This is a genomic window from Neolewinella marina, assembly GCF_002631205.1.
Lineage (GTDB): Bacteria > Bacteroidota > Bacteroidia > Chitinophagales > Saprospiraceae > Neolewinella > Neolewinella marina.
This window is the reverse complement of record NZ_PDLO01000001.1, coordinates 238014-259365: the sequence shown is the minus strand read 5'-3', so window position 1 is coordinate 259365 and position 21352 is coordinate 238014. Positions and strand designations below refer to the sequence as shown.

The window sequence follows — 21352 nt, the reverse complement described above, 5'->3', positions numbered from 1 at the left end:
TACCGTTATTTAAGGTGTACCGGTCGCGCACCAAAGCTACATCCGGCTATCTATTATCACCAATCTTATGGGACTACGCAAAAAAGCCCGCCTCATCATCTATCGTTTTCGGGAGCGGGGCCTTGAAGTCTTCCTAACGCAGCAGTCCGAGCAGTGGGGTCTCCCGGGTGGTGACCTGAACATGGACAGCCCCGACCTCATTGAGCTGGAACCGGCCGACGACCGCGAGGAAGCCGTAGCGGTAGAAGGCGACTGGCACGAGATCCCGAGCCTGAAACAGATGCTCTACGAAGATGCCGGTGAGCTGAAAGAACGGCTCAAGGAAATCGAGTCCGGTACCTTCCTGACCGTCAAGGAGGCCCTGAAGAGCCACCTTACGCCGGGTCAGGTCCAGTTCCTGCGCGAACTGGTGGAAGTGGTCACCGACCGGAATTCCGTCAGGGACATTTAATCCGCAGCACTTTCGCCCGGTAAAGGGCCTCCGCATTGACCTGGCATCCGCGCTCCGCCGCCCGGGCGCTGTCCTGTTTGAGATCGTAATTCGGTCGCGGGGCCGTCAGTACGTCATACAGCCAATTTTCTTCCCCCGCTGCCAGTCCTCCGTAGGGTTTTTCCGTGCCGCCCGTACCACCTCCGGGGTGAATCCTCAGGTAATAATCGACTACCGGCGCGGCCAGGGGGTGCACCCGGTAGGTCGTGCCCCGGGCAACATCCGCCAAGCGCCGCCCGTCGCTGAACCTCACGGGCGAATAAAAATGCCGGAGACTGTGGCTGCCATCCAGGGCCACCACCGTCGCGAGCAGGAGGAACACCCGCCCCAGCTTGGGGCTGCTCCGCCACAACCGCCGCGCCCCCACGGCCACGAACAGCCAGATCCCGGGCAGGACGAATAACATAAGCCGCTCGATAAGGCTGTAATAGCCGAAGGAGGATACCCCCAGCACGATCAGCAGCGGCAGCAACAGCCAGGCATGGCGCGGGCGCGGGATCCAGGCGGCCACCAAAAGCAATAGACCCCAGGCCAGAGCCACCGCCGTAAGCCCGAATCCCAGTCGCAGCAAAATAAAGCCGATGCCGCCCCACCGCCGCAGGTCCTCCAGGCTGTCCGGCCAGGGCAGGAAGTAATCCTGGTGGAAGGAATTCAGGTAGCCACTGCCGACCGAAGGGGCCAGGACCAATACGTACAGTATGCCAAAGGAGAGTAACCAACCAACGATGGGGAAAGCCCACCGCCGGTCATGGTACAGCCCCCGCAGGCCTACCGCGGCCAGGATGAACACGGCCGGCAGGGAAATCCAGGGTGCGAGGCTGCCCGCAAGAATCCAATACCACAATAGTCTGCCATGGAGGCGGGGAGGCGTATGCAGGGCACCGGCCAACAGCAGAGTGGCAATACCCAGGTCGAGACCGTAGGGTTTCAGCTCCGTGACGTACCGCAGTACCGTGGGGTTGACGAACAGGAGGAGCAGGGGCAGGGCGGTGAAGTAGCCGAGGTGGAGGCGGCGGCCCGCCAGGTAGAGTCCACCCGCCGCAAGCAGCCCGCCCAGGAAGGCCGGCAACCGCAGCGGCAGTTCTGTGTAGCCGAAGAGCTCACCCAGCAATTTGGCCAACACCAGATAGAGTGGGGGAGCGTACTGGGCGTGGTCGAGCGGCCGGAACAGATCTCCATAGCCGCGGTCAAAAAGGTTGCGGGCTACGTTGGCTTCGTCGATGAACAGCGGCCGGTTGTACAGCAGGTTCATGGTCCACAGCAGCCCGCCGGCGGCGAGGACGAGGAAGACAACGGTGCGGCGGCCGGGAGTGGGGATGGGTCCGAAGTTGGATGAAGACGCAATATACCCGGCACGAACGGTTTAGCTTCGCTGATCGCCCTCGGCTCTGAGTTGAAGATTCAGGTCGCAGTTATCTCCGTTCAGATCAAGGCGGGAAACGTAGGCGACACCTGAGTGTCGGCGAGGCTTCCTAACGAAGAGCTGGGCGGAGAGAACTAGAGATGAACGCCTAAACCACTTCGTAACGGGTATAAACGACAAAAGCCGCTTCTCCGGAGAGAAGCGGCTTCGTCACGTTCGAGCGGATGACCAGGTTCGAACCGGCGACCTCAACCTTGGCAAGGTTGCGCTCTACCAACTGAGCTACATCCGCGTCTGCTGGCTGCTCAGCCATGCTTTATTTCTAAAGCGCTGCAAATATAGGGCCACCATTTTCATCTGTGCAAGCCTACAGGAAAAAACTTTGAAATTCTTCTTTACAGCTGGTAGTGGAAGGTGGCCAGGAAGTAGCGCCCCAGGCCATTACTGATGGTTTCCGAGGTGACGAAGGCCTGGGCCTGGCGGTTGATGATGGTGTTCTGGTTCAGCAGGTCCCGCCCCCGCAGTACGAAGTAGTGGCGTGCCTTCTTGAACGGTCGGATCTCGATGCTCGCCTGGAGGTCGGGGATGTTGGCCGCGTCGGCGAAGGAGGCCGCCTCGAAGATGCGGTAGAGGAAGCGGCTCTCGAACCGCCATTTTTCACTCACTTCCAACTCAAACTGGGTCACGATGTCGTGGGTGATGGTCACGATGTCGGCCGTTTCCCCGTCGTCGAAGCTGTTTACGCTGCGGGCGTAGGTGTAGCCGGCGCGCAGGAAGGACTGTTCGTTGAACTCGGTGGTCAGGTCCACCGTGCCGCTGTTGTTGGCCGAGGTGTTGGTGCGGGCTACCCCGTCGACGAATCCCTGTCCGATACTGCGGTTGCTGCTCAGGTTGGTCCGCAGTTCGCCGTTCATGAAAGCCATGCCGATGGTAGACCCGGCGTAGACGGTGGAGCCCCAGGCGTGGCTCACGTTGATCGTCTGGTAGATCTGCTGGCTGGGGGTGAAGGTGAGGCTGTTGCCGAAGGCGTTGTCGGTGTAGTTCAGACTGGCGTAACCGTTGAGGCTGATGGCGCGGAACTGGTCGTTGAACCATAGGTTGCCGCTGAGCCGGTGTTGGGTGGCGGGGTCCAGGTCGGGGTTGCCCACCGACACCCGTCCGGTAACCGAAGGGCGGGCGATGGTCTGCAACTGGCTGACGCTGGGCGACTGCACATCGGCCCGGTAATTCAGCCGCATAAAGGTCTTGCCCTTGCGCATCCGGAAGTTAACGTTAGGCAGCAGGTAGGTGAAGGCCGACAGTCGGGCGGTGTCGCCGCTGATCTGCAGTTCGTTGCGTTGCACCTCGGCTCCCACCTGCAGGTTGTTGCCCTGGCCGAAGCGGTACGAGAGGTCGGTACCGCCGCGGTAGCTCGTCCATCCGCGGGTGAGGAGGTTGGTGGTAACCGCCTCGTCCAGGCGAAAGCGGTAATCACCTTCGTCCTCGTCGAAGCTATAGCCGACTTCGGTTTCCAGGACCAGCTTGTCCGATAGCGGTTCGTCGTAGCGCAGCTCACCGTCGTAACTGAGGGAGTTGGTGCGCCGGTCCTGTACCTGGAATCCGTTCTGCAGGCTGCCGGCCAGGGGAAGGCCACTACCGCCCTCCTCGTCGAGTCCGGCTACGAGGACTTCCAGGTCGGTCTGATCGGTCTGGTAGTCGACGGAAGTGGAGGCGCCGAACGTTCTCCCCCGCTTGTTGCCCAGCCGCCGGTTGTACCGCAGGGAGGCGCTGCCCCCCGGGTTGTACCCATCGGTCCATTCCTCCACGGTGTAGGGGCTGGCGGTAGTGCCGTCGCTGGTAACGGTGGTGGAGGCCAGGGCGCGGCTGTCGTTGCCGCTCAGGTAGCCACTGCCGTTGAACCGCAGGCGGGAGATGGTATCGATCTCCTGCTCGTATTCCACGTTGACGCCGTGGCTGTAGTTGGTGGTGGCATCGGTTTGGTCGGAGCGGATGATCCGTTCGTTGTCCGTACGGGTAAAGGCCTGGCGTTCGGTTACCAGCTGGGTCTGCTGTCGTTCGAAGAGGGTGTAATCCATGGTCAGCTGACCGTGCTTGCCAACCGTTTTTCCAAAGTTCACCCCGGTAGCGATACTGCGGTTCTGCCCGGGTGCCTGTCCTCCGTCGTAGTAGGGCAGGCCGGTATTACCGGAGTTCATTCCCCGCCCGCGGCCGGAACTGCGGTTGAAGTTCATGATCTCATCACCGCTGAAACCGACGCGGTTAACGTTGTTGATCGTACCCAACACTCCGATCTGGGTGGCGTCGCTGATGCGGAAAACCTTGCCGCCGGCGTCGTAGCGGGGGTCATCGTCGCCGGCCGCCTGTCCGCCGCCGGCGTAGACTTCTCCGAAGATCTTGGCCTTGAATTCTTCCTTCATTTCCAGGTTGACGGTCGTATTCTCTTCCCCATCGTCCACCCCGGTAATTTCCTCATCGTCTGATTTCTGGTCGAAGACTTCGACGTTCTTCAGGGCCTTTGCGTCCAGGTTCTGGGTGACCAGGGTAGCGTTGCCGGCGAAGAAGGGTTTGCCATTGATCATCACCTCCTGCACCGGTTTGCCCCGCCAGGTCAGCTGGCCGCTGGCGTCGATGCTCATCCCCGGCAACCGCCGCAGCAGGTCCTCCACCTTGGCGTTTTCCCCGACGGCAAAGGCCGCGGCGTCGTAGAGCATGGTATCGCCCTTCATGCGAATGGGGATGCGGTCGGCCGTCACCTCCACCCCGCTGAGCTGGAAACCAGCCGGGTACATCCGTAGATCACCCAGTCCGAGGTACTGGTCCGATGCATCCACAGTAAGCGGCTGGTCGGGACGCTCAAATCCGAGAAAACTCACCCGCAGGATGTAGTCCCCGGCCGGGACCTTCTGCATCAGGAACACGCCCTTGTCGTCCGTGGTGCCAAACGAGGTGAGCAGGGAGTCGGACGCCCGCAGCAGGATGGCATTGGCCCCCGGCAAGGTGGTGCCGGTGGTGTCGACTACCGTAGCGCTGATTTCCGACTGGGCGACCAGGCCGGCGGACAGCAGCAGGAAAGGGAGAAGGAGGAAATAGATACGTTTCATTACTGGGTGTTCTGGGGGGTGATGGGTCAGTTGCGGCGTTCCCAGCCCCGGCGACGGCGTTCCATCACCTCGCGGCGTTTTTCGGCTACCTCAAAGAATTTCTCGCGGCTGATCGCATCGCCCTCGGTGGGTCTTGCAAGCTGGAGGTCCGCGGGATTGGGTTGCATGGTTTGCAGGGTGTACTCTGTATACATCCCTTCGTTCTCGACTTTCAGGTAGACGATGGCCCCGGGCAAGCCGCCGTAGCCGTGGGGGCCAATTCCCAACGGAATGGATTCGGTGAAATAGGCCGTCAGGGTATCTCCTTCGGCGGACACGGCGAAGGCCAGTTTGCTGGGCAGGGTATAGGCCATGTTGGCGCGCTGATTGGCCGGTATTTCCCACTCGGGCACCACCCAGCGGTCCTGCATCAGGAAGGTGCGGTCCATGATCCGCCGCTGGTCGGCTACGGTGCTGTCCGCCATATTGGTGTAGTAGACGTCGGGGTTTTCGGTCTGGTCTCCCCACCAGCGGCGGCGGCCTTCGGGTGGGTTTTCCTGTTCCAGTTGCTGGTAGCTGAAGGCGTCCTGGTTAAAGGTGAGGCGTCCCTTCCGGTCAAAGGCCCCCTGGGCCTTCATTTCCTCCATCCGCTTTTTCTGTTCGAGCGACATGCCGTCCCACAGGGGGAACTCCCGGTGTTCGAGGTAGTCGATCGTCCCGTGGGTGATTTGGGCGCGGGCGCAGGTGCCGCAAACGAGGTAAAAGGCCAGGCTAAGCAGAAATAAACGGAGCATCGGGCAGGTTATGATGATTCATAAAGTAAAGGGAAAAGCCGGTCCGGGGCGGCCCGGCCGCGGTCAAATCTACCATCCGGCCGCTGGAGCCGATCACTCGGTTGGGTGGCTCTACGGCTTGCGGACGGTGCAATGACAACTAAAACCTAGCTTTGCGTTGTTTACTTAGCGTGCCAAACCCCAACGTATGACGCCCGAGGAAAGAAGTAGCCTGATCACCCGCGTAGACGCGGCCCTCAATGAGGTACGGCCCCACCTGGCCATCGACGGGGGGAACATCGAGGTCGTGAACGTGAGCGACAACCGCATCGTCGAGATCAAATGGCTAGGGGCCTGCCACGGCTGCTCCATGACCGCCATGACGATGAAGGCCGGCGTCGAACAGGCCATCAAGAGTAAACTCCCCCAGATCAACGGGGTAGTGGCCATCAATTAAAGTATCCCTTGCAGCTTTTTTACGACCCCGATCTCCAGGAGGGCGTCCACCACCTCGCCGAGGAGGAGGCCCGCCACGCCATTCGCGTTCTGCGCAAGCGGGTAGGGGATGAGCTCGACCTGGTCGACGGACGGGGCGGCTGGTTCCGCGGCCGGGTCGTCAACATCAACAAGCGGGAGTGCGTGCTCGACGTCAAACTGCTGCGCAGGGAAGACCGCCGGGCCGGCCACGCCCTAACCTTGATGGTGGCCCCGACGAAGAGTATCGACCGCTTCGAGTGGATACTCGAGAAGGCCACCGAAATCGGAGTGGACCATATCCAACCCATGATTACCGAGCATTCCGAGCGGCAGCGGCTGCGGGCCGACCGCCTGGAGCGGGTGTTGCAGTCGGCCATGAAGCAGAGCTTGCGGGCCTGGTTGCCCACCCTGGGGGAACTGATCGACTGGGAGGAAGCCCTGGGGGAAGCAGTAAGTGGCGACCGCTACCTGGCTTACCTGGGCGATGAGGAAGCGCCCCTGCTTTCGGCTGCCGTCCGGCCCGGCCACGACTGCGTAGTCGCCATCGGCCCCGAGGGCGGGTTCAGCGCGGAGGAAGCGGCGGCGGCCCGCGACCGGGATTTCCGTTACGTCAGCCTGGGTCCCCACCGCCTGCGCACCGAAACGGCCGCCCTGGCCGCCGTGCATACGGTGGAATCCGCCAACTGGGGCATAATCCAGCCCCCCTCCTGATGCGTTACCCTGGCATGCGTACCCTCCTCCTGCTTCTCGGCCTGGCTTTGCTGGCCTCAGCCACCGCCCCGGCACCCGCGAATTCCGCCGCCCGACTCCAACTCGGCCTGCTGAAGTACAACGGGGGCGGCGACTGGTACGCGAACCCTACCGCCCTGCCCAACCTGGCCGCCTTCTGCAACCGGGCCCTGGGGACCGACTTCGCCCTGGACTACGGAACCGTTGACGTGGGCAGCGCCGAGCTCTTCAACTACCCCTGGGTGCACATGACCGGCCACGGCAACGTGGTCTTTTCTTCCGCTGAAGCAGAAAACCTGCGCAACTACCTCATTGGAGGTGGATTCCTACATATCGACGACAACTACGGCATGGACCCCTATGTCCGCGTAGCGATGCAGCAGGTTTTTCCCGAGGTCTCCTTCGTGGAACTGCCCTTTGACCACCCGATCTACCACCAGACCTACTCCTTCAGCGGAGGGGTGCCCAAGATCCACGAGCACGACGGCGAGCCGGCCCGGGGTTACGGGCTTTTCTGGGAAGACCGGCTGGTATGCTTCTACTCCTACAGCAGCGACCTGGGCGACGGTTGGGAGGATGAATCCGTCCACAACGATCCTCCCGAGATCCGGGCCGCCGCCCTGCAGATGGGGGCCAACGTGATCGAATTCGCCTTTAAACAGTAGGCGATTATCGCGACCCGGCCAAATCCGCCAGGGCTTTTTCATCCGCCAGTTCCTCCAGAAAATCATCGAGTCGGTCGAGAATGTACTTCCGCCGCCGACGGTCCAGCTCCGGGTAGGCTTCCACCGCCGCCCGCAACTCCGGCCCGTGGGCCAGAAAGTTGTCCGCGACGGTGCTGATCTCTTCAAGGGTGATCCCCCGGCCCAGGAACTTCGGGTGGTGTACGGAAAGGAGATCCATCGATTCGTGGGGTACGGCGTAGTGGGTACCCACCAGCCCGCTGTAATCGAAATCGTAGGGAATGGGAACGTAGGAGGTAGCGCCCGAGGGCAGTATGCATTCTACATTGTGCCGGTTGTATACGCTCCAGTCGGTGTTCAGAATGAAGTAGTTAAACAGGCACATGTTTAAATAGGCTTCCCGGTCGAGGGAGCGGGTGCTGACGTTGTCGTGGTCCACGATTCTGGCGCCGTAGCGGGCTTCGAGCTGCTGCTCGCTCTCGACCAGGAAGCCCTGGATGGTGTCGCTTTCCGGCGTAACCAGGCTGATCGGGACCGTTCGGTGATAAAAATCGCTCACGATGGCGTGCAAGTCGTACATCAGCTTTTCCCGGCGGAGGTAGGACTCGCCCAGTGACTTGCTGTTGCACTGGATGACGATCTTCAGTTCGTTCAACGGGCTGTAGCCCAGGTCGGTTAAGATGTTTTCGTCGAGCTTTACTTTCAGAGAAGGGTAGTAGCATACCTCCAGCCGCATGTGGCCCCGGGTGCGGATCTTGCCCGGCAGGGTGTTGCCATTGATGGAAAGGGCGACCGGCTGGTAGACCTTGTCCTTCTTGCGGCGCATCAAGGGTTTCCATTCCGTGGTAAGGGTGAACACGGCGGTGTCCTGATTGGCGTGCAGGGCGTCAAACAGGGACGGCTGAGCGGCTAGGGCCGCCCCCAGCAACAACAACAGGGTGGTGAGTAACATCTTATTTAGTCGAAGCCTTCAGCGGAATTCGTTCTCCGCTGATGGTTCCCCTAAAATACGCCCCATTTTCGATAATTAAAACCTCCCCGACGCTGCCGAATTTGATGCTGGAATCCACGGCAATCAGCCGGTTGTCGTAGTAGCTGCTCACCGCCGTAAAGCTGGTGTGGCCTACCACAATGCCCTTGGCGTTGATCTTGCGGAGGACAAAATTCAGGTCCTGCTCGGAAAACTCTCCCCGGCTGAAGTAGCCGCGGTACCACAAGGGACCGCCCCTGCCGTAGAGCATTTCCAGGCGTGCATTCTGATCGGTGATGGTCGAAAGGTCCTGGGCATCGATCAGGTACTCCCGGTACAACTCGTTGATCTGGTCGATGCTGCGGACTTCCCGGACGACACTGCGGCTCAGGCCGCCGTGTATGAACACCGTACCGTTAATATTTACGACCAGGGGCAGGCTGCGGAGCCAGCGGCCGAGGTAGGTGTCGGGGCCATAGAGGTCCTTGTAGAATTCTCCGATGAGTCCGCTGGTAGTCCGGTAGCGGGCGTTGAGGTAGCGCTCGTCCCCCTCCAGGATCATAGTTTCGTGGTTGCCAAGCAGGAAGTGCACCCGTCCCCCGGCCCGTTCGGCCTGTTTTTCGAGCTTGTAGATCAACCACAGCAACTCGGTGACCTGGTCGCCGCGGTCGAAAATGTCGCCTACGATGACGAGGTGGCCGTCGCCGAACGACCAGTTGGAGGACTTGTCGATGATGCCGTTGGCCATCAGCAACTTGCGGCCGGTCTCGAACTGCCCGTGGATGTCGCTGATCGCGGCGATCTTGCTGACGCCGGTGTAGTGGGCCGTAGTAGCGGGAATGAAGCTCCGGTTGGGGTCGACAAATTCCGGCTCAAAGGATGCGAACTGGGGCAGCTCCGAGAAATTGTCGGGTCGGAAAACCACGGTGCCCGTTGTCCGCTCCTCGGTATTCGCCCACCGCGCCACGAGAGAATCGCTCTCGTAGAAGAGGTAAGGTCCGTCCGGCGGAAGGGAATCTACCGAAAAAGACAGGAGGGTTGAAAGTAGGAGGGCGAACAAAAATTTCGATTGAGTTGCTTCAAAGTTAACCCCCCCCGGGGACAGTAGGTTGTCTTTCTGTCGTTAAGGCCATCCTAAGCCGGCGCGGACGCGGGTGCCGCACGCCCCCCGAACAGCCGTACAATTTACCCCATCAACTACTCGTTCCCTGAAAATGACTACCCCCGCCCCCCGATACATTCTCCTCCTTGTCACGTCCATGCTCTTCGCCTCCGCGCTTACCGCTCAGGTGGGGGTGAGCGTCTTCCGGAACTTCAATGACGCCACCCTGTCCCGGGAAAATGGCCCCGCGGAAGTACACCCGCTGGGGTATGAGGACGGCACGGAGGTAGCCTTGAACTACTGGTTCCGGTTGCCGAAGCAACGTATTGAATTTCAGCCAACCGTGTACTACGGCCTGAATGAAAGTGAAGTCGACTGGCGCACCTATGGGTTCCAGTTCAAGACCAATATTTACGTTTTTGACCTGAGTACGGACTGCGACTGCCCCACCTTCGGCAAACAGGGACCGCAGCTGCAAAAGGGGTTCTTCTTGCAGTTGGCCCCCGGCGTGGCCCGTCACGAAGTGGAAACCGCGGATGGACTTTTCCGGGGAGCGGCAACTACCGCAACCCTCGGCGGTGGTCTGGGGCTGGATATCGGCCTCAGCAACCTGCTTACCCTGACGCCACTGGCCTCCCTGCGCTACCACCTGGGCGACTTTGATGGCGTGGATTTCCCGAACGCAGAGGGGGGTGTGTCACCCTCCGAAGGCCGCCTTCTTACCTACCAACTCGGGGTACAGGCCACCTTCCGGCTCGACAAGCGGCGATACTAGCCCCTGCCGGACATCGTAATTCTGGGAAATCGCGATTTCAGTGCGCGTATTCCCCCCGGTTATCTTAGTGCGATAAGCCGCTTCCCGTGCCGGGGTGCGGCTTTTTATCTATTCGCCATCTATGATCCGACCACTTAACCAATACAGCCGAAACCTCACCAATAACCCCGAGCAACCCGCCGCCCGGGCCATGCTGTACGGCATCGGCCTGACCGACGCCGATATGGACAAGGCCCAGGTAGGAATCGTGAGCACCGGCTGGGAAGGCAATCCCTGCAATATGCACCTCAACGACCTGGCCGCGGAAGTCAAGGCCGGGGTCAATGAGGAAAGCGAGCTGCTGGGCCTGATCTACCACACGATCGGCGTGAGCGACGGGATGAGTATGGGGACCGACGGCATGCGGTACAGCCTGCCCAGCCGCGACGTGATCGCGGACAGCATCGAGACGGTAGCCGGCGCCCAGTGGTACGATGGGCTGGTGACGGTGGTAGGCTGCGACAAGAACATGCCCGGCGCCATGATCGCCCTGTGCCGCCTCAACCGCCCCGCCATCCTGGTGTACGGGGGTACCATCAGCCCCGGTTGCTACAAGGAGGAGAAGCTGGACGTCGTGTCCGCCTTCGAGGTGCTGGGCAAGTACCGCACCGGCCAGGTTGACCAGGAGCAATACGCGGGAGTTATCCGCCACGCCTGTCCCGGCTCCGGAGCCTGTGGGGGTATGTACACCGCCAATACCATGGCCACCGCCATTGAGGCCATGGGACTTGCCCTGCCGTACAACAGCAGCATCCCGGCCAACCACCCCGACAAGCGCGCCGACACTGCACGGGTGGGCAACTTCATGCTCAATCTGCTGAAGCACGACATCAAGCCCCTGGATATCCTCACCCGCGAGGCCTTCGAGAACGCCATCGTAACCCTCACTGTCCTGGGCGGCAGTACCAATGCTGTTCTCCACCTCCTGGCCATCGCCCGCAGCGCCGGCGTGGACATCACCATCGACGACTTCCAGCGCATCAGCGACCGCACCCCCTTCTTGGCAGACCTCAAACCGAGTGGCAAGTACGTCATGGAAGATCTATACTATGTCGGTGGCGTACCCGCCGTAATGAAGGAGCTGCTGGTGCGTGGCATGCTGCACGGCGATTGCCTTACGGTGACCGGAAAGACCCTGGCCGAGAACCTCATCGAAGCCGAGAGCCTCCGCGAGGGGCAGCAGATCATCCATCCCTTTGACCAGCCGGTGAAGTCCAGTGGCCACCTGCAGATCCTCTACGGCAACCTGGCCCCCGAGGGAAGCGTTGCCAAGATTACCGGCAAGGAAGGAACCCACTTCATGGGGCCCGCCCGGGTGTTCGATTCCGAGGCCGAGGCCAACGCCGCCATCGGGCGCCGCGAAATACAGCCGGGAGACGTTGTAGTAATACGCTACTGCGGTCCGAAGGGCGGACCGGGCATGCCGGAAATGCTCAAGCCCACGAGTGAGATCATGGGGCAGGGCCTTGGTAAAAAGGTCGCCCTGATCACCGACGGCCGCTTCAGCGGAGGCACCCACGGATTCGTGGTCGGTCACATCAGCCCCGAAGCCCAGGTGGGAGGTCCGCTGTCGCTGGTGGAAGACGGCGACATCATCAACATCGACGCCGACAACAACGTCCTGAACCTGGAAGTCGACGAGGAAATCATCCAGGCCCGCCGCGCGGCCTGGAAAGCCCCGGCCGAGAAGGCCACCTTCGGCGTGCTGAAAAAGTACGCCCGCTTAGTAAGTAGTGCATCAGAGGGCTGCGTAACTGATCGCTAGTCCCACCTAAATTATCATCCTATGTCTCAATTGACCAAAACCCTGTCTTCCAAACGGCCCGCCGCCACCGCACCCGCTACCCAGCGCCTCAGCGGCGCCCACGCCCTGCTGCAGTGTTTGGTCAATGAGGGGGTGGATACGATCTTCGGCTACCCCGGCGGGGCCATCATGCCCGTGTATGACGCCCTGATCGACTTCGAGGACCAGATCACCCACATCCTGCCGCGCCACGAGCAGGGGGCCATCCACGCCGCCGAGGGCTACGCCCGCATCAAGCGGAGTACCGGGGTGTGCATGGCCACTTCCGGGCCCGGCGCTACCAACCTGATCACCGGCCTGTGCGACGCCCAGCTGGACAGTCTGCCCATCGTGGCCATTACGGGTCAAGTACCGAGCTTCCTGCTCGGCAGCGATGCATTCCAGGAGGTGGACGTGGTCAACAGCACCATTCCAGTCACGAAGTGGAACTACCAGATCACGCGGCCGGAAGAGATCGGCTGGGTACTGAAGAAAGCCTTCTTCATCGCCAACAGCGGGCGCCCCGGCCCCGTGGTGGTCGATATCACCAAGGATGCCCAGTTGGCAATGGTCGACTTCTTCTACCCGGAGGAGTTGCCCATCCGTAGCTACGTCCCCTACAACAAACCCAAGGCGCGGGAGCTCCGCGCGGCGGCCGACCTCATCAACGGTGCCAAACAGCCGATGATCCTGGCGGGCCATGGCATTCACATCGCCCACGCTCAGGAGATTTTCCGTCGCTTTGTCGACCACACCGGCATTCCGGTAGGGGTCACCTGCCACGGACTGTCCACCATTCCCAACGATCACCCCTTGTTCACGGGGATGCTGGGCATGCACGGCAACTACGGGCCGAACCTGCTGCAGAATGAAGCCGACGTCGTCATCGCCATTGGCATGCGCTTCGATGACCGGGTGACGGGGCGGCTCGACCAGTACCTGCCCAACGCCCAGGTGGTCCACATCGAGGTGGATCCCGCCGAGCTGAACAAGAACGTCAAAGCTGTCGCTCCCGTCCTCGGTGATGCCCGCGAGGTGCTGGAAAAGCTGCTCCCGATGCTGGACCACAAGACCTATCCCGAATGGGTGGCCCGCTTCCGCAACTGCGCCGAGATCGAAAGCCAGCGCGTAATCGTCGAGGCTATCGCCCCAACCGCCGACGGACAGATCCGTATGGGACAGGTCATCCGGGAGGTCAGCCGGCAAACCGACGGCCGCGCCATCGTAGCCACCGACGTAGGCCAGCACCAGATGATGGCCGCCCGCTACTACGAATACAAGGGGCACGACCAGTGGGTGAGCTCGGGCGGGGCGGGCACCATGGGCTACGGCCTCCCGGCGGCCTTCGGGGCCAAATACGCCGACCCCTCCCGCCAGGTCGTGGCCTTCATTGGCGACGGTGGCTTCCAAATGACCCTCCAGGAGCTTGGCCTCTGCGCCCAGTGGAACGTAGGGGTGAAGATCGTGTTGCTGGACAACAACTACCTGGGCATGGTAAGGCAGTGGCAGGAGCTGTTCCACAAGCGGCGGTACAGCTCAGTGGAACTGCAGAACCCCGATTTCGTCACCATCGCCCGGGGCTTTGGGGTTGCGGGACGGTCGGTGAGCGATCCCGCCGAGGTTCCCGGAGCCATTGCCGAAATGCTGGCCCATGAGGGCCCTTACCTGCTGCACTTCCATACCGTGAAGGAGGACAACGTCTTCCCCATGGTCCCCAGCGGCAAATCCATCAGTGAGGTCATCCTCGGTCCCGAGGATCTCCGCTAGTCGCACCGCCCATGTCAGTTCCCCCCAAATCGTTTTCCATGAAGCGCTCCTTCACCATTACGGTGTTTACCGAAGACCAGACCGGCCTCCTTTCGCGGGTGGTGGGCATATTCAACCGCCGCAACCTGAACATCAGCAGCCTGACCACCAGCGCCAGCAGCGATGAGTCCATCCACCGCTTTACCATCGTCGTAGAGGTTACCGAGGAAATGGTCATCAAGCTGGTGGCCCAGCTGGACAAGCAGGTCGACGTGCTGAAAGCCTTCTACTACGAGGACAAGGATATCGTTTACCAGGAAATTGCCCTGTACAAGGTGCCCATCGAGGTCTTCAGCAACGGCAACCAGGTCGAGATGATGATCCGCCGCCACAACGCGCGGGTGCTGCTGATCGAACCGGAGTTCGTGGTCATTGAAAAGACGGGCCACGAGTACGAAACCGAAGCCCTGCTGACGGAACTCCGGCAGGTGGGGCTGTATGAATTCGTTCGCTCCGGCCGTGTAGCAATCGTCAAGCCGATGGAGCGACTCAACAGCTACCTCCAGGAAATCGAGGCCGGAGTGGAAAGCTGAAAGGGATTTATCTTGACCCCATGAGCTACAATAATCTACTGGTGGAGGTGGAGGACCGCGTGGTCTTCCTGACCATCAACCGCCCCCGGGCCCTTAATGCCCTGAACGACCAGACTTTCGAGGAATTACGCCACTTCTTCTCCACCGGCTACCGGGAGTGCGGAGATTTTCACGGCGTCCTCCTTACCGGCGCCGGCGACCGGGCCTTCGTGGCGGGGGCCGACATCAAGGAGTTTCTAGACGTGGCGGAACAGGGCAACGGAGAGCAGTTGTCACGAAGGGGGCAGGAGGTCTTCTTCCTCATCGAGCGCTTCCACCGGCCGGTCATCGCGCTGGTCAACGGGTTTGCCCTCGGCGGTGGCTGCGAACTGGCCATGGCCTGCCACCTGCGCGTGGCGACCGAAAACGCCAGCTTTGGCCAGCCGGAAGTCAACCTGGGTATCATCCCCGGATACGGGGGTACCCAGCGGCTCAACCAGTACATCGGCAAGGGGAAAACCATGGAACTGATCCTCACCGGCGACCGCATCGGGGCCGAAGAAGCCCACCGCCTCGGATTGGTGAATTACACCCTGCCCCGGGATGAAGCCCGGGAAAAAGCCCTGGAACTGTTGCGGGTGATTGGCAGCAAGGGGCCCGTAGCGGTCGCCCAGAGCATCCGCCTGGTGAACGCCTATTACGGGGGAGACGAGGGGTTCCACGCCGAATCGGCGGCCTTCGGGGAAACGGCCAAAACGGAGGACTTCCGCGAAGGGGCGTCCGCCTTCATCGAAAAGCGGATCGCCAACTTCCGCGGCAAGTAGCCAAAACAAGAGCGGCCGCTTCCCCGAGGGGAGGCGGCCGCTTTACGTTAGATCGGGTGGGGGAGGTGACCTACTGTACCTGCTCCAGTTCGACGTAGAACATCAGTTCGCTGTTGGGCGGGATGCTGCCGTCGGGGGTGCCCTGAGCGCCGTATCCCATCTCGGCGGGGATGATCAGGGTAGCGCGGTCGCCTTCCTGCAGCAGGTCAATGCCTTCGTCCCATCCCGGAATGACCCGGGCGGTTCCGAGGGGGAAGGGAATACCCTGGCCGCGCTCGAAGCTCTGGTCGAATACTTCACCGTTGGAGGTCAGCCGTCCGATGTACTGGACCACCACGCCGCGGCCGGCTTCGGCTTCGGCGCCGTCACCTTCCTCGTGGATGATGTACTTCAGGCCATTTTCCGTGGTCTGCAGCTGGTCGTCCAGTTTGCCGGCCTTGTAGTCCTGGTACACCTGGTCGGTGAATTCCATCACTTCGGGTTCGCGGGCGCGGACTTCCTCAGCCTTGGCCATGGCCTCGGCGCGCAGGGCTTCCTGGCGGGCGTTGAATTCTTCCTGGTTCACTACCTCGGTTACCTCGATGTCGTAAAGCAGGATGCTGTCGTTCTCCATGCCCTGGGGCTTGGCCTGGGGGGGGTACTCGCCGATGTTGGTACGGATGATTACCCGCTCACCGACGCGCAGCTTGCGCACGATGTCTTCCACCGGGCCGGTGTTCTCGTTGACGATGCTGTCCGAGAGGGCCTGGATCACGGGCTGGTCGCCGCCACCCTCGCGGGTGTCGATCACTACGCTGTCGCCTTCGGTTTTCAGCTGGGCGTGGAAGTAGATGTAGTCGCCGGGGTTGGCCAGCTGTCCGTCGTCGTTAGAGGTGACGTAGGTGTAGCGGTTGCCCAGGTCGGTGGTGATCATGCCGTCTTTGCCCGAGTCTCCACAGGAGGCAGCGAAAAGCGATAATCCCGCGAAGAGGAGGAAAATTCTGATTTGCATAAAAATTACTGATTGTTGAATTCCAAATAAGCGGCCTCAATTTCCGCCGCGTATTTGGGCAGTTGGCGTTTGAAGCGGTTGATGGTGGCGCCAAGGGGAGCAAAGCTAGCACCTCCGGCGGCATTCCGGTGGCCTCCGCCCCGGAAATGGGCTTTGGCAATTTGTTGGACATCCATTGTGCCCTTCGACCGCAGGCTCAACTTGACGATGGTCGGCTGCTCATGGATGAAGGCGGCGATCATCAGCTGGGGCATGCGGAGCACGTAGTTGACGATGCCCTCGGTGTCGCCCCGCTGGATGTCGAAATCCTCGTAGTCTTTCTTATTCAGGTAGATCAGGCCCGTGCGGTACTCGGGAATCAGCTCCATGCGGTTGGCCAGGCAGTGGCCCAGGAGGCGGAGTTGCTTTTCCGACTGGTTGTTCCAGACGTGGTCGGCGATCTTGTAGGCGTCCGTTCCGGCCTCCAGCAGGTTAGCCGCCGTGCGCAGCAGGGCAGGGGAGGTGCTGTACTTGAAGCCGCCCGTATCGGTAAGGATGCCGGTGTACAGGCTGTCGGATACCGTTTTGCTCACCCGGCAGCGGTCGCCCAGGTCGTCGATGAAGCGGTAGACCATTTCGCAGGTGGAGCTGGCCGAGGGGTCGCTGAAGATGGGATCGGCAATCTCCTCGGGGTAGAGGTGGTGGTCGATCATGATGCGTGGGCGCTCATCATCCGCCAGCCCGTCCGCCAGGCGGTCGATCCGGTCAAAGGCGTTGAAGTCCAGGATGAAGAAGAGGGTGGCCCGGTCGATGATCTCCTGGGCCCGCTCGGGCTCGTTGTCGTAGATGACGATCGACTGGATGCCGGGCAGGAAGGTGAGGAACTCCGGATAATCCGAGGGCAGTACAATGGTACAGGAGTGCCCCCGGTCTACGAGGTAGTGCTGTAGTCCCAGGCTGGAGCCGACGGCGTCACCGTCGGGGTTGCGGTGGCTGAAGATGACGACCTCCTGGCGCTCCGCCAGCAGCCGTCTGGCTTTTTCTATTCGATCGTCCATAAGGTGCAAAAAGGACGCGCAAAGTTCCGAAAAAATGATGGGCTGGCCAAAACTTCCTACTTTTGCCGGCCATAAACAATTCTACCCGCCCATGGCTACCAACCGCACTTTCACCATGATCAAGCCCGACGCCGTCAAAAACGGCCACATCGGCGCCATTCTCGAGCAAATCAACGGCGCCGGCTTCCGGATCGTCGCCATGAAGTATACCCAACTGAGCGCGGAAAAGGCCGGGGAATTCTACGCCGTTCACAAAGGACGCCCCTTCTACGATGAGCTGGTAACCTTCATGAGCAGCGGCCCCATCGTTGCCGCCATCCTGGAGAAGGAGAACGCCGTTAGCGACTTTCGCACCCTCATCGGCGCTACCAACCCCGCCGAGGCCGCCGAAGGTACCATCCGGTCCAAGTACGCCACCAGCATCGGCGAGAATGCCGTACACGGCAGCGACAGCGACGAGAACGCCGCCATTGAGGGCAGCTTCCACTTCGCCGGCACCGACATCTTCGCCTGATCCGGGGCCCGGAAATGTTTCCCGATTTTTCACGACTGCGCGTACTGGTAGTGGGCGACCTGATGGTCGACCGCTACCTGTACGGCTCGGTCGACCGCATCAGTCCCGAGGCGCCCGTACCCGTGGTGCGCCACCAGCGGCAGGAAGACCGGCCCGGTGGCGCGGCCAACGTGGCTCTGAACCTCTCGGCCTTGGGGGTCGAGGCGGCGGTCGCGGGTGCCGTAGGCGCCGATGAAGCCGCCGGAGTGCTCAGGGGATTGCTGCGTGATCAGGGCGTCGATACCCGGCTGCTGGAGGAAGACTCCGCCCGCCTGACCACCCTGAAGACCCGCGTGATCTCCCACAGCCAGCAGCTGTTGCGGGTGGACCGGGAAACTACCGATGACCTGGCGGCAACCACCGCCGAACGATTTCTGTCGCGCATCGACAGCTATCTGGGCGCCAACCCCTGCGACCTGATCCTCTTGCAAGACTACAACAAGGGGGTACTCTCGGCGCCCGTTATTGAGGGCGTCCTGGCCATGGCCCGGCGCCGCGGCATCCGTACGGCCGTCGACCCGAAAGACAAGAACTTCTGGGCCTACCGCGGCGTCGATCTGTTCAAGCCCAACCTCCGGGAAATCCAGCAGCAGTGTGACTTTGCCGTGCACCCCCGGCTTGCGGAACTCGACCGCGCGGCCGAACGGCTTTTCGACCGGCTGGGATGCAGCTCCGTTATGGTAACCCTTTCGGAGCACGGCATTTACACCCACGACGGCCAGGCCTCCGTCATCCATCCCACCGATGCCCGCCGGATCGCTGACGTAAGTGGAGCGGGCGATACCGTAATCAGCGTAGCTGCCTGCGCCGTGGCCGCCGGCATGCCCCTGGCCGACGCGGCCCGCCTGGCCAACCTGGCCGGCGCCCAGGTCATCGCCCTGCCGGGGGTGGTATCCGTTGATTTAACGGCCCTGCAAGCCACTTGGCAGGCGCGGAGCTGAACACGATCTGTTGTGTAGAGTTATACCGGGACTTACCCAATGTATACCTCCGAACTTCATGCTCCTATTTGAACTTTTTGGCCTGGAACTCGACTTCCAGCCCCTTTTTGATGAACTCCAGCGCTGGTGGGCCGGCTTTCTGCGGCATTTGCCCAATATCCTTCTGGCGATTATCGTCATCGTTGTTGGCGCCATCATCACCCGCTTCGCCAAGAAGTACTTCAACCGGCTCAGTTACCGGATGGTCTCCGATTCCACGGTGGCCAGTCTGATCAGTTCTTTTTTCACCGTCCTGGTGGTGCTGGCCTTCCTTTTTCTCACCCTGTCCGTACTGGACCTTACGGGGGTAGTTACCAGTGTCCTGGCCGGTGCCGGAGTTATTGGCCTAGCCGTCGGCCTGGCCTTCCAGGATCCTATCCTGAACCTGTTCAGTGGCATTATGCTTTCGGTGCGGAACATCTTCCGCGAAGGTGACCTGATCGAGGTAGCGGGCTATTTCGGCAAAGTCAAAGAGGTTACGCTGCGGCATACCACCCTGATCACCCTCCAGGGGCAGGACGTCATGATTCCGAACAAGACCGTGGTCCAGGAACCCATCAAGAACTACTCCAAGCTGAAGATGCGGCGGGTCGACCTGTCCTGCGGCGTGAGTTACGGCGATGACCTGGAAAAGGTGAGGGAGCTTACCATTCAGGCCATCAAGGACAAGGTGCCCCACGACCGGAGCAAGGACGTACAACTGTTCTTTAACGAGTTCGGTGACAGTTCCATCAATTATACCCTCCGCTTCTGGCTGGACAACTCCAAGAGCGGGCAGGCCGACTACCTCCACGCCCAGAGCGAGGCCATCATGGCCATCAAGCGGGTATACGACGACAACGACATCATGATTCCGTTCCCGATCCGCACCCTGGATTTCGGCATCAAGGGAGGGGAGAAGCTTTCGGAAATGATCGATAGCCCCGCGAAAAAGAGTGGGGGCGCGCAACAACCGCTGAACGAACATGGGGCCTGAATCCCTGTTTTATGTACAGAAGAGTGCAAACCAACCCAACAAACCCACTATGTATACCCGGTGCACTCCCGGCATTCTAAACCAAATATCTACTACTATGAACATTCGCATTTTAACCCTCGCCCTCTTGCTTTCGCTCAGTGGCTTTTTCTACAGCTGCGGTGAAAACACCGCCGTAGACAACGCCGGGGACGAAATTGAGTACGAGACCGAAAACGCCCTCTCGAACGTAGGTGCCGAAGTTCGCGCCGAAAGTGATGAGCTGGAGCGTGAGTTCCGCGATGCCCGCACGAACATCGACGCCCGCATGTCCGAGCTCGAACGTGATATGGAAGGTGCCACCGAAGAGGCCCGTATGGAAATGGAGGAAGAGTACAACGAACTCGAAGCCTACCGCAACGACATCGACATGCGTATGGAGCGCGTGGGTGCCAACTGGGAAGCCGGCTGGAACGACTTCGAAGGCGACATCAACCAGGGCTGGAAAGATTTCCGCCGTGAGTCTGATGAGTTGCTGACCAACGTTGAGCGTTTCTTTGATCCCGAGGGTGACCTGGAATAAGTCCGCTAGACCATAACCGACAACTTAAAGCCCGGTGGAGTAAGGTAACAACCCACTCCATCGGGCTTTTTTATTAACCCAAACCGCTACAAACTGCATGATCAGGGAAGGAAGTACCGTCAAATGGAAATGGGGCAACGGCACCGCCACGGGGACCGTGGAGGAGACCTTTACCCACGAAGTGACCCGCACCATCAAGGGGTCCGAGATTACCCGCAAGGGAGAATCCGGAAATAAAGCCCTCCTCATCAAACAGGACGACGGAAATCAGGTACTAAAACTTGAGTCTGAAGTCGAAAAAGCCTAACCGCAATGGACAACGAATCTGATATGAAAACACCTTACGAGGTACGGCCGGAAGGAACCGATGCCATCCTCAACGAAATCGCCATGCTCCACCGGCAATCCGCCGGCTTCTACCGGGACATCGCCAAAGGCATCCACAAGGACGATGACACAGCGGGAGGGTATTTCCGCGCCCTTGCCGACTACCACGAGGAGATGGTGATCGAGGTGAATCGCATCCTGTCTGATATGGCCGGCGGCGTGCATACCCCCTCCCGTACCGGGGAAACCGAACTTAAAAAGCAGGAGCAGGCCGTCAACCGCGCCCTCCAGGCCAAGAATACGGTCGAACTGAGCGAGCTTGCCCACGCTAATGAAAAGGGGGTGAGCGACGCCTACCAGCACGCCCTGGCCAACCCGAACCTGATCGATTTCGCTCGCGACCTGCTGCAAAAGCAACACGAGAAGGTCCTGATCTGGGTAAACCGCGCCGACCGCTACAAGACGGTGCCTCAGGACTTTAATGAGCACTACCAGCCAAAACACGATTAAGTCCCGCTGT

General features: G+C 60.7%; 22 protein-coding genes and 1 tRNA gene. 15 read left to right on the top strand and 8 right to left on the bottom strand.

Annotated elements, in window-relative coordinates; genetic code table 11:
• Positions 1–67: 67 nt before the first annotated feature.
• Positions 68–451 (top strand): hypothetical protein, encoded by a 384-nt coding sequence (locus CGL56_RS01050; RefSeq protein ID WP_099104646.1) that lies wholly within the window; start codon positions 68–70, stop codon positions 449–451.
• On the opposite strand, the gene CGL56_RS01045 is transcribed toward CGL56_RS01050, so the two are convergent.
• The 4 genes from CGL56_RS01045 to CGL56_RS01030 all read right to left on the bottom strand — a co-directional run bounded on the left by CGL56_RS01045 (position 438) and on the right by CGL56_RS01030 (position 5727).
• Entirely contained in the window at positions 438–1742 is a 1305-nt protein-coding gene (locus tag CGL56_RS01045) for a hypothetical protein (RefSeq protein WP_099104645.1), read from the bottom strand. The two genes, CGL56_RS01050 and CGL56_RS01045, sit on opposite strands and share 14 nt — an antisense overlap.
• A 330-nt stretch (positions 1743–2072) precedes the next feature.
• Positions 2073–2145 (bottom strand) — tRNA-Gly (locus CGL56_RS01040).
• A gap of 103 nt (positions 2146–2248) precedes the next feature.
• Positions 2249–4954 (bottom strand): carboxypeptidase regulatory-like domain-containing protein, encoded by a 2706-nt coding sequence (locus tag CGL56_RS01035; RefSeq protein WP_099104644.1) that lies wholly within the window; start codon positions 4952–4954, stop codon positions 2249–2251.
• Between the two features lie 26 nt (positions 4955–4980).
• Entirely contained in the window at positions 4981–5727 is a 747-nt protein-coding gene (locus CGL56_RS01030) for a GLPGLI family protein (protein ID WP_099104643.1), read from the bottom strand.
• A gap of 187 nt (positions 5728–5914) precedes the next feature.
• Here CGL56_RS01030 and CGL56_RS01025 point away from each other — a divergent pair, with 187 nt between their 5' ends.
• From CGL56_RS01025 to CGL56_RS01015, 3 genes are read left to right on the top strand one after another with little or no spacing between them, the layout of a single operon-like run.
• A complete protein-coding gene (locus CGL56_RS01025; protein ID WP_099104642.1) occupies positions 5915–6163 on the top strand; it encodes a NifU family protein in 249 nt (82 codons plus the stop codon).
• Between the two features lie 8 nt (positions 6164–6171).
• Positions 6172–6894 (top strand): RsmE family RNA methyltransferase, encoded by a 723-nt coding sequence (locus tag CGL56_RS01020; protein WP_099104641.1) that lies wholly within the window; start codon positions 6172–6174, stop codon positions 6892–6894.
• Positions 6895–6908: 14 nt separating this feature from the next.
• Complete coding sequence (locus CGL56_RS01015) at positions 6909–7577, top strand: DUF4159 domain-containing protein (RefSeq protein ID WP_099104640.1); 669 nt, start codon at positions 6909–6911, stop codon at positions 7575–7577.
• A 4-nt stretch (positions 7578–7581) separates the two neighbouring features.
• Here the strand turns inward: CGL56_RS01015 and CGL56_RS01010 are convergent, their stop codons facing one another.
• Both CGL56_RS01010 and CGL56_RS01005 read right to left on the bottom strand, forming a co-directional pair.
• Positions 7582–8547 (bottom strand): hypothetical protein, encoded by a 966-nt coding sequence (locus tag CGL56_RS01010; RefSeq protein ID WP_099104639.1) that lies wholly within the window; start codon positions 8545–8547, stop codon positions 7582–7584.
• 1 nt (position 8548) lies between these two features.
• A complete protein-coding gene (locus tag CGL56_RS01005; RefSeq protein ID WP_167641528.1) occupies positions 8549–9625 on the bottom strand; it encodes a metallophosphoesterase in 1077 nt (358 codons plus the stop codon).
• A 154-nt stretch (positions 9626–9779) separates the two neighbouring features.
• Between CGL56_RS01005 and CGL56_RS01000 the strand changes: the two genes are divergently transcribed.
• From CGL56_RS01000 to CGL56_RS00980, 5 genes are all read left to right on the top strand, one after another.
• The gene (locus tag CGL56_RS01000) at positions 9780–10442 is read left to right on the top strand and encodes a hypothetical protein (protein ID WP_143470567.1); all 663 of its coding nucleotides are present in this window, start codon (positions 9780–9782) and stop codon (positions 10440–10442) included.
• A 121-nt stretch (positions 10443–10563) separates the two neighbouring features.
• Positions 10564–12246, top strand: coding sequence for a dihydroxy-acid dehydratase (ilvD, locus tag CGL56_RS00995; RefSeq protein WP_099104636.1), 1683 nt, complete (start codon positions 10564–10566; stop codon positions 12244–12246).
• 21 nt (positions 12247–12267) lie between these two features.
• The gene (gene ilvB, locus CGL56_RS00990) at positions 12268–14031 is read left to right on the top strand and encodes a biosynthetic-type acetolactate synthase large subunit (RefSeq protein WP_099104635.1); all 1764 of its coding nucleotides are present in this window, start codon (positions 12268–12270) and stop codon (positions 14029–14031) included.
• Between the two features lie 38 nt (positions 14032–14069).
• Positions 14070–14603: an acetolactate synthase small subunit gene (ilvN, locus tag CGL56_RS00985; RefSeq protein ID WP_099104634.1), complete on the top strand. Its 534-nt coding sequence runs from the start codon at positions 14070–14072 to the stop codon at positions 14601–14603.
• 20 nt (positions 14604–14623) lie between these two features.
• Positions 14624–15406 carry an enoyl-CoA hydratase/isomerase family protein gene (locus CGL56_RS00980; RefSeq protein WP_099104633.1) on the top strand — a complete coding sequence of 261 codons (783 nt, stop codon included), beginning with the start codon at positions 14624–14626 and terminating at the stop codon, positions 15404–15406.
• Positions 15407–15476: 70 nt separating this feature from the next.
• Here CGL56_RS00980 and CGL56_RS00975 read toward each other — a convergent pair whose 3' ends face one another.
• Together CGL56_RS00975 and CGL56_RS00970 are read right to left on the bottom strand one after the other, a co-directional pair.
• Positions 15477–16397, bottom strand: a complete 921-nt coding sequence (locus CGL56_RS00975; RefSeq protein ID WP_099104632.1) for an FKBP-type peptidyl-prolyl cis-trans isomerase — start codon at positions 16395–16397, stop codon at positions 15477–15479.
• A gap of 5 nt (positions 16398–16402) precedes the next feature.
• Positions 16403–17434, bottom strand: coding sequence for a DHH family phosphoesterase (locus tag CGL56_RS00970; protein WP_099104631.1), 1032 nt, complete (start codon positions 17432–17434; stop codon positions 16403–16405).
• 91 nt (positions 17435–17525) lie between these two features.
• Here CGL56_RS00970 and CGL56_RS00965 point away from each other — a divergent pair, with 91 nt between their 5' ends.
• From CGL56_RS00965 to CGL56_RS00940, 6 genes are all read left to right on the top strand, one after another.
• A complete protein-coding gene (locus CGL56_RS00965) occupies positions 17526–17948 on the top strand; it encodes a nucleoside-diphosphate kinase (RefSeq protein WP_099104630.1) in 423 nt (140 codons plus the stop codon).
• A 14-nt stretch (positions 17949–17962) separates the two neighbouring features.
• Complete coding sequence (locus tag CGL56_RS00960) at positions 17963–18928, top strand: bifunctional heptose 7-phosphate kinase/heptose 1-phosphate adenyltransferase (protein WP_099104629.1); 966 nt, start codon at positions 17963–17965, stop codon at positions 18926–18928.
• Between the two features lie 58 nt (positions 18929–18986).
• Positions 18987–19943, top strand: coding sequence for a mechanosensitive ion channel family protein (locus tag CGL56_RS00955; protein ID WP_099104628.1), 957 nt, complete (start codon positions 18987–18989; stop codon positions 19941–19943).
• A 97-nt stretch (positions 19944–20040) separates the two neighbouring features.
• Positions 20041–20505: a hypothetical protein gene (locus tag CGL56_RS00950; protein WP_099104627.1), complete on the top strand. Its 465-nt coding sequence runs from the start codon at positions 20041–20043 to the stop codon at positions 20503–20505.
• 97 nt (positions 20506–20602) lie between these two features.
• Positions 20603–20812 (top strand): hypervirulence associated TUDOR domain-containing protein, encoded by a 210-nt coding sequence (locus tag CGL56_RS00945; protein WP_099104626.1) that lies wholly within the window; start codon positions 20603–20605, stop codon positions 20810–20812.
• Positions 20813–20835: 23 nt separating this feature from the next.
• On the top strand, positions 20836–21342 hold the full coding sequence (locus CGL56_RS00940) for a hypothetical protein (protein WP_143470566.1): 507 nt from the start codon (positions 20836–20838) through the stop codon (positions 21340–21342).
• The last annotated feature ends 10 nt before the right edge of the window (positions 21343–21352 follow it).